The 15,751-nt window shown below is 52.1% G+C and carries 13 protein-coding genes and 1 pseudogene; 7 read left to right on the top strand and 7 right to left on the bottom strand.

Features of this window, described 5'->3' with window-relative positions; all coding sequences use genetic code 11:
* Positions 1–88: 88 nt before the first annotated feature.
* A complete protein-coding gene (locus ENTMO_RS0113165; RefSeq protein WP_010431577.1) occupies positions 89–568 on the top strand; it encodes a hypothetical protein in 480 nt (159 codons plus the stop codon).
* A 74-nt stretch (positions 569–642) separates the two neighbouring features.
* Here ENTMO_RS0113165 and ENTMO_RS26145 read toward each other — a convergent pair whose 3' ends face one another.
* From ENTMO_RS26145 to ENTMO_RS0113150, 3 genes are all read right to left on the bottom strand, one after another.
* Positions 643–783 (bottom strand): Ecr family regulatory small membrane protein, encoded by a 141-nt coding sequence (locus ENTMO_RS26145; RefSeq protein WP_010431575.1) that lies wholly within the window; start codon positions 781–783, stop codon positions 643–645.
* Between the two features lie 75 nt (positions 784–858).
* Complete coding sequence (locus ENTMO_RS0113155) at positions 859–2,091, bottom strand: sensor domain-containing diguanylate cyclase (RefSeq protein ID WP_010431572.1); 1,233 nt, start codon at positions 2,089–2,091, stop codon at positions 859–861.
* A gap of 92 nt (positions 2,092–2,183) precedes the next feature.
* The gene (locus ENTMO_RS0113150) at positions 2,184–4,313 is read right to left on the bottom strand and encodes a putative bifunctional diguanylate cyclase/phosphodiesterase (protein WP_029485089.1); all 2,130 of its coding nucleotides are present in this window, start codon (positions 4,311–4,313) and stop codon (positions 2,184–2,186) included.
* A gap of 521 nt (positions 4,314–4,834) precedes the next feature.
* On the opposite strand from ENTMO_RS0113150, the gene ENTMO_RS0113145 reads away from it, so the two are divergent.
* From ENTMO_RS0113145 to dbpA, 4 genes are all read left to right on the top strand, one after another.
* Positions 4,835–5,812 carry a methyl-accepting chemotaxis protein gene (locus tag ENTMO_RS0113145; protein WP_041951409.1) on the top strand — a complete coding sequence of 326 codons (978 nt, stop codon included), beginning with the start codon at positions 4,835–4,837 and terminating at the stop codon, positions 5,810–5,812.
* Between the two features lie 143 nt (positions 5,813–5,955).
* Complete coding sequence (gene zntB / locus ENTMO_RS0113140) at positions 5,956–6,939, top strand: zinc transporter ZntB (protein WP_010431565.1); 984 nt, start codon at positions 5,956–5,958, stop codon at positions 6,937–6,939.
* Between the two features lie 301 nt (positions 6,940–7,240).
* Positions 7,241–7,396: a proline-rich small protein YnaL gene (gene ynaL / locus ENTMO_RS24140; protein ID WP_269475491.1), complete on the top strand. Its 156-nt coding sequence runs from the start codon at positions 7,241–7,243 to the stop codon at positions 7,394–7,396.
* Between the two features lie 27 nt (positions 7,397–7,423).
* On the top strand, positions 7,424–8,797 hold the full coding sequence (gene dbpA / locus ENTMO_RS0113130) for an ATP-dependent RNA helicase DbpA (RefSeq protein WP_010431563.1): 1,374 nt from the start codon (positions 7,424–7,426) through the stop codon (positions 8,795–8,797).
* 40 nt (positions 8,798–8,837) lie between these two features.
* Here dbpA and ttcA read toward each other — a convergent pair whose 3' ends face one another.
* Together ttcA and ENTMO_RS26630 are read right to left on the bottom strand one after the other, a co-directional pair.
* The gene (gene ttcA / locus ENTMO_RS0113125) at positions 8,838–9,773 is read right to left on the bottom strand and encodes a tRNA 2-thiocytidine(32) synthetase TtcA (RefSeq protein WP_010431562.1); all 936 of its coding nucleotides are present in this window, start codon (positions 9,771–9,773) and stop codon (positions 8,838–8,840) included.
* Positions 9,774–9,847: 74 nt separating this feature from the next.
* Positions 9,848–9,961: pseudogene (locus ENTMO_RS26630) on the bottom strand (hypothetical protein); the annotation flags it as partial.
* Positions 9,962–10,043: 82 nt separating this feature from the next.
* On the opposite strand from ENTMO_RS26630, the gene ENTMO_RS0113120 reads away from it, so the two are divergent.
* Both ENTMO_RS0113120 and ENTMO_RS0113115 read left to right on the top strand, forming a co-directional pair.
* Positions 10,044–10,379 (top strand): DUF1294 domain-containing protein, encoded by a 336-nt coding sequence (locus ENTMO_RS0113120; protein ID WP_029485088.1) that lies wholly within the window; start codon positions 10,044–10,046, stop codon positions 10,377–10,379.
* A gap of 75 nt (positions 10,380–10,454) precedes the next feature.
* The gene (locus ENTMO_RS0113115; protein ID WP_010431559.1) at positions 10,455–10,652 is read left to right on the top strand and encodes a hypothetical protein; all 198 of its coding nucleotides are present in this window, start codon (positions 10,455–10,457) and stop codon (positions 10,650–10,652) included.
* A gap of 39 nt (positions 10,653–10,691) precedes the next feature.
* Here the strand turns inward: ENTMO_RS0113115 and ompC are convergent, their stop codons facing one another.
* A complete protein-coding gene (gene ompC, locus ENTMO_RS0113110; RefSeq protein ID WP_010431557.1) occupies positions 10,692–11,801 on the bottom strand; it encodes a porin OmpC in 1,110 nt (369 codons plus the stop codon).
* 389 nt (positions 11,802–12,190) lie between these two features.
* A complete protein-coding gene (gene nifJ, locus ENTMO_RS0113105; protein WP_010431555.1) occupies positions 12,191–15,715 on the bottom strand; it encodes a pyruvate:ferredoxin (flavodoxin) oxidoreductase in 3,525 nt (1,174 codons plus the stop codon).
* Positions 15,716–15,751 lie beyond the last annotated feature (36 nt).

Below are 15,751 nucleotides of genomic sequence, written 5' to 3'. Positions count from 1 at the left end.
CGGTTGAGAAAAAAAGAAAATGGCCGGTCGGCGTATATCACGCTGAATCTGGCTCAACAGTGTACGAAATGTTAACAGGGACGGCAACGTGTCAGCCGGAGACCGATTTTTCAAAAGAGTGCAGCAGAAAAATGACAGTATCCCGCCCGATCACGAATCAGCGGAGGGTGAAATCAGGGCATTCCGTCAGCGGATGGATGCGCTGGCACAGCAGATTCGTGTGTGGTTTGAGGGAAGTGGAATTGAGGTCATTGTGTCGACAAAGCATATTCATGACCTCAGTACTCTTGGTTACAGCCTTAACAGCGGCATATGCCGGTATGACATCACCACCATCCGGCTGGTAAACGGAGATCGCAGCGTGAGTATTATGCCGGAGCAACTCTGTCGTAGCGCGGAGAGGGGTTGTGTGACAATGCGGGTTGATGCGCCCGGCATCAACCAGGTGTTTTACCTGAGCATGGCACCGGAGGAAGGCTGGTTTATCCGGCGTGAACAGCAGGGCGTAAAAGAGAATGCCATTATGACGGAAAATCATTTTTTCCTGGCAGTGGACTGTCTGGCCTGAATATCTCAGCCGGATACCCGGCACATTGAGCACTATAATGTAAAACCTCACTGGCGCAAGGCGTTAAACGAGACTTACGGCGCTTCAATGGTGGGATAAAGGCTATTTTCAAAATAGGCGACCAGCACCCAAATCTCACCACTAAAAATAAACCACAAACCCAATATAATAAGGCAGAGAATAATTAAGGTGAGGAGTATTTCTGTTTTTCCCATCTAATCGATTACCCACCTGAAGTCTGTTTCAGCCCTGGCTGGGATTCTAACGGGGCTTTCTTCACAACTCCAGCTTCATGCGGCCAGCACTTTGTTGCGACCGTCATTCTTGGCGCGGTAGAGCGCATCATCGACACGTTTGAAGAGGTCATCAATGCTTTCGCCCTGGTTGTGGCGTGCAACGCCGATGCTGACGGTGAAGCGGGGCAATCCAGGAATCGTAATGTGTGCTACTGCGGCACGAATGGTTTCCGCTATCTGCATCGCGGTTTCAAGTGATGTTCGCGGCAGCAGGAGCACGAACTCCTCGCCACCCCAGCGGAAAACGTAGTCATCGGGACGGCTGCAGGCTTCCAGCATGCGCGAAAGCGAAATGAGTACCTCGTCACCCTTAAGATGCCCGAAGAGGTCATTGATGTTTTTGAAATGGTCAGTATCTACCAGCATCAGGCTAAACTGCTGCTGTGCCGGGAGGTGAGAAAGCGTGGTTTGCTCTGTGATGTTGTAAAACTGTCGGCGATTAAGCAGGCCGGTCATTGAATCTCGCAGGGCTGCATGTTCCAGCTCCTGCTCGAGCCGCTTTTGTTCAGTGATATCGTGAATAATGCACAACATCAGCTTATCGCCGTAGATCTCAATGGGTCCGGCGTAGGTCTGTACGTGTCGGGTCGAACCATCCGCCAGTCGGTGGACAAAATTTAGCGGTTTATGTCCTCCGGGCAGGCTGGCGATCTCCGTCATAACAGGCAAGATGTCGCGCCCAAGCGTGTTGATTTCCCAGGTATGTTTACGGCACATTTCCTCATGGGTGTAGCCATAAAAATTAAGCGCAGCCAGGTTGGCGTCAACAATGTGACCATCACGCGCCGTATCGATTAACAACATTGGTGCGCTGTTAGTAAGAAAAAAGCGCGCGTAGAATCCCTGTTTTTTTCGCTGATAGGTTGCTGAACGGCTGGCTTTAAGCCCGGAAGGCGCCTGCTGCGAAAGCCCCTCAAACACAATCACATCACCATAAGGTGCCAGATGCGTCAGCGTCAGACGACAGCTCAGCGTACTCTCATGATTGTCTCGCCAGACGGTGAGTATTTCGACGATATCCAGTTCGCTTTTAAGTTCGGGAACATACATTGAGAGAGCGGTTTGCGCATTAGCGGAATAGATCCCTGTGCGCATCTCGGTCAACGTTTTATCACCCATAAGTTTAGTCGCCGCAGTATTGGCAAATAGAATGTTTTCTGCGACGGGTGAAATCAGCCACACCGGGTTTTTAATAACATTCAGCGCATCGAAGCAATATTGCGACATAGGGAATTCCTGTACATCGGCACGGTATACCTGACGATCACGCCGGAATTGACTCGCGTGGGCTCCTTTGAAACATACCTTACTTAATCACATCAGGCGTGGTTTTTTTGTGAAATAAAAGGGGATTCCGCCTGAATTTTACCGATTGGTATAATCTGTCTTTCAGATGTTTTTTGCAGAAGCAGCCACGGAACCTGTTCTGCAGGTAAAGGGCGGGAGTACAGGAACCCCTGGAGATAATCACAACCCAGACTCGCCAGCATTGTCCTCTGCGCTTCGGTTTCAATTCCTTCTGCAACGACATTCATCTCCAGAGTCCGGGCGATGGTAATTATCGTTTCTACAAGCTTTCTGCTTTTCTCATTTTCAAGCATTGAACTGACGAAGCTTTTATCGATTTTCAGCTCTTTCGCCGGTAAGACGCTGAGCATGAGAAGATTCGAATAACCCGTACCAAAATCATCTATCGAAACGGTAATCCCTGCCTGGTTGAACGCGGTGAGCAATTCAATGCTGCGATCGAGGTTATTTAGCGCCGTGCTTTCCGTCACTTCAAGGATCAACCGGGAGGGGGCCAGGTTATATTTTTGCAGCATGGACGAGATAACCTGAAAGATATCCTGCTGTTCAAATTGCATCGGCGACAGGTTGAATGACAATGTCCATTGGCTGAACCCCTGTTCAGTCCAGAAACTCAGCTGTTTACAGGCCGCTTCAATCACCCAGTTACCAACGGGAATGATCAACCCGGTTTGTTCCAGCGACGGTAAAAAGAGACTGGGCAGTAAAACACCTTGTTCCGGGTGACGCCAGCGTAGCAGTGCCTCAAACCCGTGAATGGTGTTCTCTTCTGCAAGCCAGGTTGGCTGATACCACATTTCAAACTGATCGCGTTCCAGCGCCAGGGATAACTCCTGCAAAAAGGCAGGTTCAGCCGGAACCGTCGTCGACATCTCTGCGCGATAAATGGCCCAGCCGTTACGACCTTGCTTTTTCACGTTATGCATCGCCGCATCGGCCTTAAGCTTTAGCTCATGCAGGGTTTCACCGTGTTGAGGATAGAGGCTTACTCCTGCGCTGAGCGTGATGGTTAACGTATGCCCGCAAAGGGAAAGTGGACGGCGGATATCGTTCAGCGGGGGGGAAAGCAGCGCGTTCAGCTTGTCGTCATCGCATTCCGGGACCAGCAAAATGAAAGCATCACCACCCAGGCGTGCCAGCGTCATTTCGCGTGTTAACCGTGCAGTCACGCGATGAGCCACGTTTATCAGCAGTTCATCGCCAACGTGATGACCCCAGATATCATTAATCCGTTTGAAATGGTCAATATCGAAAAATATCACCGCAAACGGCTTTTTGCTCAGCAGTGCGCTGTGCAGGCAGTCCTGCATCCGCACGTCCATCTGGTGACGATTGGCAAGTCCGGTAAGCACATCAAAACGTGCCTGCAACTCCAGTGGTCGGTTGAGTTGGCGCAAATTATCCGTCAGCCGGTTAGTCCGCCAGTGTGAATCCATCAGCGAGATAATCAACATCACACCGAGCAAACATAATGTGGTAACGGATACCCAAATTGATAATCCCAGTTCACTGATACCGCCCGGTAATGTGTTTTCCATTTCGGGGAAATGCGCGGCGTTCATTCCGGTGTAATGCATGGCGCAAATGGCTGCAGCCATCACTAGCGCAGCCGCAAGGCGGTTGATGTACACGCCTTTACGCTTTTCCCGTAAATGGAAGGCTAACCACAGTGCCGCGCCGGATGCGATGACGGCAATCAGCACCGATAAGAGGACAATGCGTCGATCCCAGATAATGCTGCCCTTCAGCATTAATGCGGCCATGCCGACATAGTGCATGGAAACGACACCCGCGCTGAGGATCAGCGTGGCGAGGATCAGTCGATAAGGGGAGAGCGATTTCCCGGGAACGACGATATTAATGGCAAGCGTAGAAGCAACGACGGCAATACCCAGCGAGCCGACGGTGAGCCAGAGGTGGTAGCTCATGATCATCGGCATTTTCATCGACAGCATGCCGATGAAATGCATGGACCAGATCCCGATACCTAAGGTCACGCCACCGGCCATACGCCAGAATAGTGCTGCCTTACGGGGGGCAAGTGGGATTTTACCCGCGCAGTCTAAAGCCACAAATGAGGCGATAAACGCCACCAAATAAGAAATGGCTATTAAAACAGGGTCCCACGATACGTTGAGCATTATGTCATCCCACGCCAAAAGTTACGGAGTTATCAATTAATAAAGAATATAAAATATATTAAGCAAATTACTCTTTTAAGTGCGACTAAACAGTATCCCGTTTTTAATGCAATGCCTCTTAAATACGTATGAATATCTATCGCGTGGCGTAAGAACAGAGTATCGCGTCCGGGTGGCATAAACCAGAGCGGCAGCATGTCGAGCATTGCATTTCCTCTAAAACCCGCTTTTATACTCTCTTAAGTGAAATCACGCTAATCAAACTGCGAAACAACAAACTCGCGCAGATCGTGAGGACAAAGTTATCGTGCAATGCTATAAATTTTAATGCCGATAAAAATATAAAGCCCCAGGAAAAAAGTATGCTAAGAAATATTAGTGTCAGAACTTTTATTGTCTATTTCCTTTTGTGTCTCTTTTTGGTTAATAACGGAGTGATTGCATTGTTTGCTAATGGCGTGTCACTTTTTATTGCCGTGAATACTACACAACTCATCGCTCTGATTTTACTTTGGGCGTACATGACAAAATATCTTGTGACGCCGATCAATACTGTGAAGAAAAGTATTGAAGAAGTGACGTCGGGCAATCTTGGCGTCTCTATCCCTGAATTTGGCAACAACTGCGCAGGGCGTTTGATTCCAGGGATTAATAGCTTGTCCAGTAACATCGCAACGCTGGTCAGCGAGATCAGATCCTCTTCACAAACGGCCATGACGCTTGCGGAGCAACTCTCGTCCCGCAGTGCAGAGCTGTCGGTAAAGACCGAACAGCAGTCAGCGTCATTGATCCAGACGGCGGCCAGCATGGAACAAATGGCTGCGAGTACCCGAAACAATGCAGACAATACCCGTTTAGCCAGTGAGCAAGCGAATGCCGCGACGTTACAGGCACAAAAAGGCGGACAATTAATGGGGCAGGTTGCTAACAACATGCAGTCGATAACCGAATGTGCCCTGCAAATGACGGAAATTATTTCCCTTATCGATGGTATCGCTTTCCAGACCAATATTCTGGCGCTTAACGCGGCGGTAGAGGCTGCACGCGCGGGCGATCATGGCAAAGGATTTTCCGTGGTAGCGGGTGAAGTCCGTAATCTCGCACACCGAAGCGCAGAAGCGGCGAAAAACATCAAGTCGCTGATTGACGTGACCAGCAATAACGTGACGCAGGGCGTTAACGTTGTCTCGCAAGCGGAGAGAAATATGCAGGATATCGTGGCGGGGTCGAACAACGTCAGCCGGTTAATGGACGATATTTCTGCCTCCACGTCAGAACAGGAAAAGGGAATTTCGCAGATAACGCAGGCGCTGTCTGAACTGGAACGCGTGACGCAGAGCAATGTCGCCATGGTGGAGGAACTCAACGGATCCTCCGATGTGCTGCGTAACCAGGTGATTGAACTGCAAACCCGCACGCGTAATTTCCGGCTTGACCAGCGACATCTCGCGGATGAGCCCTCACCGCGGCGTCAACGTTCCCCGATCCCCTCTCTCTGATAAAAAGCCTGGCTTGCCAGGCTTTTTCTTTGATGCGAAAAGTACAATTCCTGAGCGCATTCAGCGCGATGCTGAACATATCTATTGCTTAAGCCTGGACGAAAGCTAGACTGACACCGTAAAGATGAAAAGCGGGAGGCGCTGTGGAGAGCATTAAAGGGTCCGAAATTAACGTGCCTGACGCAGTTTTTGCGTGGGTGTTCGATGGCCGTGGTGGTGCGAGGCCGCTGGAAAACAGCGATGATATTGATAGTGAACATCCCTGCTGGCTGCATTTGAACTACACCCATCCAGACAGTGCCCAGTGGCTGGCATCGACGCCGCTCTTACCCAATAACGTGCGTGATGCGCTCGCAGGAGAGAGTCTCAGGCCACGCGTCAGCAGAATGGGCGAGGGGACATTAATTACGCTGCGCTGCATTAACGGCAGCACGGATGAACGTCCCGACCAACTGGTTGCCATGCGCCTCTATATGGATGAGCGGATGATTGTCTCCACCCGGCAGCGTAAGGTGCTGGCGCTGGATGACGTGGTTAACGATCTGAAAGAAGGCACGGGCCCGACGGATTGCGGCAGCTGGCTGGTGGACGTCTGCGATGCCCTGACCGATCATGCCAGCGAGTTTATCGAAGAGCTGCACGATAAGATTATCGATCTGGAGGACAATCTGCTCGATCAGCAGATCCCCCCACGCGGTTTTCTGGCGCTTTTGCGCAAACAGCTGATCGTCATGCGTCGCTACATGACGCCACAGCGCGATGTGTACGCGCGACTGGCCAGCGAGCGGCTGAGCTGGATGAACGATGACCAGCGTAGAAGAATGCAGGACATTGCTGACAGGCTCGGACGAGGACTGGACGAGATCGACTCCTGTATTGCCCGAACGGCGGTGATGGCAGACGAAATTGCCCAGGTGATGCAGGAATCACTCTCGAGACGAACTTATACGATGTCGCTCATGGCGATGGTCTTTTTGCCTAGCACTTTTCTGACGGGGCTGTTTGGCGTCAATCTTGGCGGAATACCCGGCGGAGAATACCACTATGGCTTTACGGCCTTTTGCGTCATGTTAGTGGTTTTGATTGGCGGTGTTGCATGGTGGTTGCATCGCAGTAAATGGTTGTAAATTTACACTTTTTCGATCAGTAGATTGCTTCAAAACGACATTTTAATTGAGCGAAGTCAATAAACATCGACCCCGCAAGGTGCAATATTACTTCCGCAGGTGAATGCAACGTCAAGCGATGGGCGTTGCGCTCCATATTGTCTTACTTCCTTTTTTTGAATTACTGCATAGCACAATTGATTCGTACGACGCCGACTTAATAGTCGGCTTTTTTTTGCCTGCCGTTCCCCAGCGACTACCCTAAAAGGGTCAACAAAAAAACCTGGAGGAAGAGATGAGCATGCTACTCGCGCTGCAATTCATGAATACACGCCAGTCCGATCCGGTACCTACCGACCCAACGCCGATGCCCGATCCCATCCCGCGTCCTCAGCCAATGCCGGACCCGCCGCCAGATGAAGAACCGATTAAAATGTCGCATCCAACCCTGATATCTGCGAGGATACGCGCCATCTGACTGCAAAGATGACCACGAGAGAATACTGTGACCGCTTTTTCTACCCTGAACGTTCTGCCTGCTACCCAACTCGATAACCTTAACGAGTTGGGATACCTCACTATGACCCCTGTACAGGCGGCTGCGCTGCCGGCCATCCTGGAAGGCCGTGACGTACGCGTGCAGGCAAAAACCGGCAGTGGGAAAACGGCTGCATTTGGTCTCGGGCTGTTGCAGCATATTGATGCGGCGTTATTCCAGACGCAGTCGCTGATTCTGTGTCCTACCCGCGAGCTGGCGGACCAGGTCGCCGGAGAGTTGCGCCGTCTGGCACGTTTTCTGCCGAACACCAAAATATTAACCCTCTGTGGCGGGCAGCCTTTCGGCGCACAGCGTGATTCGCTGCAGCATGCGCCGCACATTATTGTTGCCACGCCGGGACGCCTGCTCGATCACCTGCAAAAGGGGACGGTTTCGCTTGATGCCCTTCAGACGCTGGTGATGGATGAAGCCGATCGTATGCTCGACATGGGCTTTAGTGATGCTATTGATGAGGTGATCCGCTTTGCGCCGCAGGATCGTCAGACGCTGTTGTTCTCCGCGACCTGGCCTGAAGCCATCGCGGCAATCAGTGGTCGTGTGCAGAAGAATCCGTTGACCATTGAAATTGATAGCGTTGATGCTCTACCCGCCATCGAACAGCAGTTCTTTGAAACGTCGCAGCACGGCAAAATCTCGCTGCTGCAAAAGCTGCTGAGCCAGCATCAGCCTGCTTCCTGCGTGGTGTTTTGCAATACTAAAAAGGATTGTCAGTCGGTCTGCGATGCCCTGAACGCCGCTGGTCAAAGCGCACTGTCGCTGCATGGGGATTTGGAGCGGCGCGACCGCGATCAGACGCTGGTGCGTTTTGCTAATGGCAGTGCGCGCGTTTTGGTCGCGACCGATGTTGCCGCCCGCGGTCTGGACATTAAATCGCTCGAGCTGGTGGTTAACTTTGAACTGGCCTGGGATCCTGAGGTACACGTCCATCGTATTGGTCGTACCGCGCGCGCGGGCAACAGCGGTCTCGCCATCAGCTTCTGCGCGCCGGAAGAGGCGCAGCGCGCCAATATCCTTTCTGAAATGCTGCAGATTAAACTGAACTGGGTGAATGCCCCGGGCAATATCAGCATTGTCCCGCTGGAGGCTGAAATGGCGACGCTGTGCATCGACGGCGGCAAAAAAGCCAAAATGCGTCCGGGTGATGTGTTAGGGGCGCTGACCGGAGATATCGGCCTGGACGGGGCGGATATCGGAAAGATTGCGGTTCATCCGGCGCACGTTTACGTGGCGGTTCGCCAGTCGGTGGCGCATAAAGCCTGGAAGCAGCTGCAAAACGGTAAAATTAAAGGCAAAGCCTGCCGCGTTCGTCTGCTGAAGTAATGAAAAAAGCGTCTCAGATATCTCTCTGAGACGCTTCGTTTTATTTCACTTCCAGCACATTCAGACGCAGTTCTTCTAACTGACTGTCATCTTCTTCCGGCTGCCAGCCCGCAGGCTGCATTGGGATCTCTTCCCGGTCAAACGCCAGATCGCCACCGTTAACCACTTCTGATTCGTGGTTTATGCCTTTGAAGTCGAATAACTCTACATCCGCGAGATGGGAAGGGACGACGTTCTGCATCGCGCTGAACATGGTTTCGATCCGACCCGGATAACGTTTGTCCCAGTCGCGCAGCATGTCACCAATCACCTGACGCTGCAGGTTCGGCTGCGAGCCGCAGAGATTACATGGAATGATCGGGAAACCTTTAGCCTGAGAAAAACGCTCAATGTCTTTTTCACGGCAGTAGGCGAGGGGGCGGATCACAATGTGTTTGCCGTCATCGCTCATTAGCTTAGGTGGCATGCCTTTCATCTTGCCGCCGTAGAACATGTTCAGGAACAGCGTTTGCAGGATATCGTCGCGGTGATGTCCGAGCGCAATTTTGGTCGCGCCCAGCTCCGTCGCGGTACGGTAGAGGATCCCGCGGCGTAAGCGAGAGCACAGCGAGCAGGTCGTTTTCCCTTCCGGGATCTTCTCTTTAACAATGCCATAGGTGTTTTCTTCGACGATTTTGTACTCAACACCCAGATTTTCAAGATACTCTGGCAGAATGTGCTCAGGGAACCCCGGCTGTTTCTGATCGAGGTTGACCGCCACCAGGGAAAAATTCACCGGTGCGCTTTGCTGAAGATTACGCAAGATCTCCAGCATGGTGTAGCTGTCTTTACCCCCTGACAGGCAAACCATGATGCGGTCGCCTTCTTCAATCATGTTGAAGTCCGCAATGGCTTCGCCCACGTTACGGCGCAAACGCTTTTGCAGCTTGTTCAGGTTGTATTGTTCTTTTTTGTTAACTTCTTGATTTTGTTGCATTTATTTGTTACTCGAATCTTAAGTCGGACACCGGTAGGGTATAACGATGACGATTACCCTTTGCGCAATTTTGTGCCTCGTCTGACGGGTAAAAAAGACGGGTTAGTGCCTGCAGTAAAAAACCAGCATGCGAAAGTGTGCCGTGTATGGTACGGATTGTTGCGACGAATGCCAGCATGTTTTACGGAATAATAGCATCAACCTGATACATTCACGTTATCGCGTATAATGCGGCATCTGAATACGCTCAACATTCCCGTGGTCACTGCTATGACGCTCAATCGTTTTTGTTATCTGCTTCTGTTTTCCGCTGCGACTGGCAGCCTTTTTACTTCGAATCCTGTTGTCATGTGGTTCGTGCTCATCAATGTGCTGACGATGGCGATATATGGCGCGGATAAAATGGCGGGGCGAAAGGGCATGCGCAGAGTCCCGGAAGCCACTTTGCTGGCGTTTGGGGTGACAGGCGGTTGGCCTGGTGCCATTCTGGGTCAACAACTTTTTCGCCATAAAACGCAAAAGCAGCCTTTTAAAACCTACTTTATGCTAAGTGTCATCCTGAGCATCGTAGCGATGGCGGCGCTTTATCACTTCTCTGCGTTATGAGCATCGGTTGGCGTAACAAACACTCTTTCTACTGTATTCCTGCTACGCTTTTCTGTTGGACACGGGAGCGCGATCATGAAGAACAAAGAAGAACAAACGGGATTGGTTGGGCTGGCGATTGGGGCCGCCGTTATTGGGCTGGTTTCAGCGCAGAAGCCAATCAATCGTGAAAGTATCGTTGATGAACTGGTCAGACTCGGCAGACAGAAGGGCGATGGCGTTGAAGACGAGGTGTTCGTCAAAGCCGCTGAGCTGGTCAGAAAAGGCTTATAGCGATGTTTTGAGCCCGCAGAAAGCTGCGGGCTCGTAGGATCAGAACTGGTAAACCAGGCCTAATGCAACAACATCGTCAGTGCTGATGCCGTTATTTTTGTAGAAGCTGTCGTCTTCGTCCAGCAGGTTGATTTTATAATCAACATAGGTGGACATGTTTTTGTTGAAATAGTAGGTGGCACCTACGTCAGCATATTTAACCAGGTCCTGATCGCCCTGACCGTTGCCCAGATCTTTACCTTTGGACTGCAGGTAAGAAATCGCCGGACGCAGACCAAAGTCGAACTGATATTGCGCGGTGACTTCAAAGTTCTGAGTTTTGTTAGCCACATTACCTTCGTTATCACCATATGGTGTCATATTGCGGGTTTCGGAATACATTGCCGCCAGGTAGATATTGTTGGCATCGTATTTCAGGCCAGCAGTCCATGCATCTGCTTTATCGCCACCCGCGGTTGTACGTGTAACCTGATCGTTGGTACGGGCAGAAGAGGCGGAAGCCGCGCCTGCACTGAATCCCATGCCGAAATCATAAGTGGTAGAGATACCGAAACCGTCGCCGTTCTCATGACGCGTATCACGACCGTTGTTGGTCCCTTCCTGATTGTTATTACCGGATTCGTTTTTGCCCTGGTATTGCAGCGCAAAGTTCAGACCCTGCACCAGACCGTAAAAGTCGGTATTACGGTAGGTTGCCACGCCGTTTGCACGGCCTGTCATAAAGTTATCGGCGTAGGTGTATGAGTCGCCACCGAATTCTGGCAGCATATCTGTCCAGCCTTCCACGTCGTACAGCACACCGTAGTTACGGCCATAATCAAATGAACCGTAATCACCCACTTTAACACCCGCGAAAGCCAGACGCGTCCAGGACTGGTTATCAGAACCTTCGGTGTTGTTAGCCTGAACGTTGTATTCCCACTGCGCGTAGCCAGTCATCAGGTTGTTGATTTGGGTTTCGCCTTTGAAGCCCAGACGCATATAGGTTTGATCGCCATCTTTGGACGCATCGTCAGAGAAGTAGTGGAGACCATCTACTTTTCCGTACAGATCTAATTTGTTGCCGTCTTTATTATAAATTTCTGCTGCATGTGCTGCGCCTGCCATTAACAGCGCAGGAATCATGAGGGCCAGTACTTTTCTTTGCATAGTGATATTCCTTTGCAATCATTTTTATTTAATTACCAGATGAACTTTCCACACAGGAAAGATGTCTCATGCTAAATCACTCCCAATGAGGAGTCGTAATTATATTTGTTACGTTTTAAGTAAATTCTCAACTAAATAATACTGTTGAAATCTTGATAGATTTCATGAATGTATTAACCGGGAATATACAAAACTAAAATTATTAATTGCGCGAGAGAAAAGGTAAGATCGCCGTTGTTATATGCCTTTAAGATTTCTTCATCCATAATTGATGTGAATATTATTTAGTTATCTAAATAGTTTTCTGTGATTATCTGGATTAGCCCGGTGTGAATACATCGGGCATTTTTTATGACAAAAAAATGCCCGGACGAGCCGGGCAGGTAGAGTTATTCGCTGGTCGATTTATCCGCTTTCCCGGCCATCTGTGCCAGGAAGTCATAGCGTTTTTGCAGATCCGCGGCGGCATCTTTCCAGAGCTGTTCTGCCACTTCAGGCTGTTGCGCGTTGAGGCGGCGGAAGCGTTGCTCCTGCATAAGCGTCTCTGCAAGGGCATCAGATGGCGGACGTGAATCCAGCGCCAGCGGCAGTTTGCCTTCATCCGCACGGCGTGGGTCGAACCGGTACAGCGGCCAGAAGCCGGTTGCTGTGAGCTGACGCATCTGATCGTGACTGAGAGCCAGATCGTAGCCGTGCTCCTCGCAAGGGCTATAGGCAATGATCAGCGATGGGCCAGGGTAGGCTTCCGCTTCCTGAATCGCTTTCACGGTCTGATTAAGCTGTGCACCCAGTGAAATCTGCGCGACATAAACGTGGCCGTACATCATCATGCTGACGCCGAGATCTTTACGCGCTTTGCGTTTACCGTGCTCACCAAATTTGGTGACAGCGCCTAACGGTGTCGCTTTAGACGCCTGACCGCCCGTGTTGGAATAACACTGCGTATCCAGCACCAGAATATTAACGTTTTCAGTCAGACTCAGAACATGGTCAAGCCCGCCGAAGCCAATGTCGTAGGCCCAGCCGTCGCCGCCGATCAGCCAGATAGATTTTTCAACCAGCGCATCAGCATCCGTCAACAATTGTTCCGCACCCTCAACGCCCTGCAGCGCGTTGCGCAGTTCAGCCACCTGCTCGCGCCGCACGTCCGGCGTGGCTTCCGAGTGAAGTGCCTCATTCAGTTCTGCAGGGATTTTATCGGCAAACTGCTCCAGCAAACGCATCACGCGCGCGCGGTGCTGGTCGACGGTCAGACGGAAGCCAAGACCAAACTCGGCGTTATCTTCAAACAGCGAGTTTGCCCATGCCGGGCCGCGACCGTTAGCGTCGGTAGTGTATGGCGTGGAAGGGAGGTTACCACCGTAAATAGACGAACAGCCGGTGGCGTTAGCGATCAGCATTCTGTCGCCGTAAAGCTGCGTAAGCAGTTTGATATACGGTGTTTCTCCGCAGCCAGAGCAGGCACCCGAGTATTCGAACAGCGGAGTAATCAGCTGTGAGGTGCGAATATCAATACGTTCCAGCTTGCTGCGATCGATTTCCGGCAGGTTCAGGAAGAAGTCATAATTCACTTTCTCCTCTTCAACATGTTCCAGGCGCGACATCATATTAATGGCTTTAATGTCCGGGTTTTGACGATCCTTCGCCGGGCACACTTCGACGCACAGGTTACAGCCGGTACAGTCTTCAGGGGCGACCTGCAGAACGTATTTCTGTCCGCGCATGTCGCGGGATTTCACATCCAGCGAGTGCAGGCTGGCCGGTGCGGTTTCCATCTCTTCAGGAGAAACCACCTTGGCACGGATGGCCGAGTGAGGGCAGGCCGCCACGCAGTGGTTGCACTGCGTACACAGCTCTTCTTTCCAGATCGGGATCGCTTCGGCGATGTTGCGTTTTTCCCAACGGGTGGTGCCCATTGGCCAGGTACCGTCTGGCGGCAGCGCCGAGACTGGCAGGGCGTCGCCCAGACCGGCCAGCATCGCCGCCGTTACGGTTTTCACGAAATCCGGCGCCGCGTCGGACACCACCGGAGGACGGTTCGGGCTGGCTGCATTCACCTGCTGCAGCGGTACCTCAAACAGCGATTCGCGCGCCAGCGCCAGCGCCTGCCAGTTGCGCTCGACGAGCTCCTGGCCTTTACTGCTGTAGCTTTTGGCTATCGCACCCTGCAGCTCCATCAGCGCACTGTCGCCCGGCAGGATGTTGGTCAGATGGAAGAAGGCCATCTGCATCACGGTGTTGATACGTGCCGCCAGGCCACATTCGCGGGCAATTTTGGCGGCGTTAATCACAAAGAGGCGGGCTTTTTTCTGGTTTAGCACCGCCTGCACTTCTTGCGGCAACCGCGCCCAGACTTCATCAACGCTGTACGGAGTGTTAATCAGGAAAATACCGCCAGGTTTCAGGCGCTCCGCCATCTGGTATTTGTCGATAAACTGCAGCTGGTGGCAGCCTACAAAATCTGCCTGAGAAATAAGGTAAGCCGAGCGAATAGGGTGTTCGCTGACGCGCAGGTGGGAAACGGTCAGCCCGCCCGCTTTTTTGGAGTCATAGACGAAATAGCCCTGGGCATACCACGGCGTCGAATTGCCGATGATTTTGATGTTGTTTTTGGTTGCTGAGACGCTACCGTCGCTGCCCAGACCATAGAACAGCGCCTCGAGTTTGGCGGTCGAGGGCAGGGAGTTTTCCGGCAATGACAGGGACAGATTAGTCACATCATCATAAATGCCGACCGTAAAGCGCGGTTTTGGCTTCGCTGCATTCAGCTCGTTAAAGACTGCCAGCACGCAGTCCGGGCCAAACTCTTTGGATGACAAGCCATAGCGCCCGCCAATAACGCGCGGCAGCATTTCGCGTTCGCCGCTATTAAACGCTTCCGCCAGGGCCGTCATCACGTCCAGATAGAGCGGTTCCGCGTGTGCACCCGGTTCTTTGGTACGGTCAAGAACGGCAACGGATCGCGCGCTTTCCGGAAGCGCTGAGAGCAAATGTTTAGCTGAGAACGGACGATAAAGCCGCACTTTCAGCACGCCGACCTTTTCGCCGCGCGTCAGCAGTTCATCCACCACTTCTTCACAGGTGCCGATGGCTGAGCCCATCAGCACGTTCACGCGTTCCGCCTGCGGATGGCCATAATACTCGAACGGTTTGTACTCCCGTCCGGTGGCGGTGGCGAACGCATTCATCGCCTGTTCAACATGGTCGTAAACCGTGTCGTACCACGGGTTGGTCGCTTCGCGAGACTGGAAATAGGTATCCGGGTTTGCAGAAGTTCCGCGAATCACAGGATGTTCCGGATTGAGGGCGCGAGCACGGTGCGCATCGATCTCAGCCTGTGGCAGAAGATTGAGGATCGTATCGTCAGCCAGCGGAACGATTTTGTTGATTTCGTGAGATGTGCGGAACCCATCAAAGAAATGAATAAACGGCACGCGGCTTTTCAGCGTCGCGATATGCGAAATCAGCGCGAAGTCCTGGGCCTCCTGGACGCTGCTGGCGCACAGCATGGCGCAGCCCGTTTGACGGACCGCCATCACGTCTGAGTGATCGCCAAAGATGGAGAGGGCGTGAGTCGCGACCGTACGTGCGGCAACATGCAGCACAAATGGCGTCAACTGTCCCGCTAATTTGTATAACGTCGGGATCATCAGCAGCAATCCCTGAGAGGAGGTAAACGACGTGGACAAGGCGCCTGTCTGAAGCGCACCGTGCACCGCGGCAATCGCGCCTGCTTCGGACTGCATTTCAACCACGCGTGGGACATCCCCCCAGACGTTTTTTACCCCGTTTCCGGCCCAGGCATCCGCCTGTTCAGCCATCGTGGAACTTGGCGTAATCGGGTAGATGGCGATAACTTCGCTGGCACGGAACGCAACTGACGCGACTGCACCATTACCGTCAATAGTTTGCATAAGACGACACCCTTACATTGCGCAAAAAGAGGGGCC

The organism is Enterobacter mori LMG 25706, assembly GCF_000211415.1.
GTDB lineage: Bacteria > Pseudomonadota > Gammaproteobacteria > Enterobacterales > Enterobacteriaceae > Enterobacter > Enterobacter mori.
This window is presented reverse-complemented; position numbering and strand designations above follow the sequence as displayed.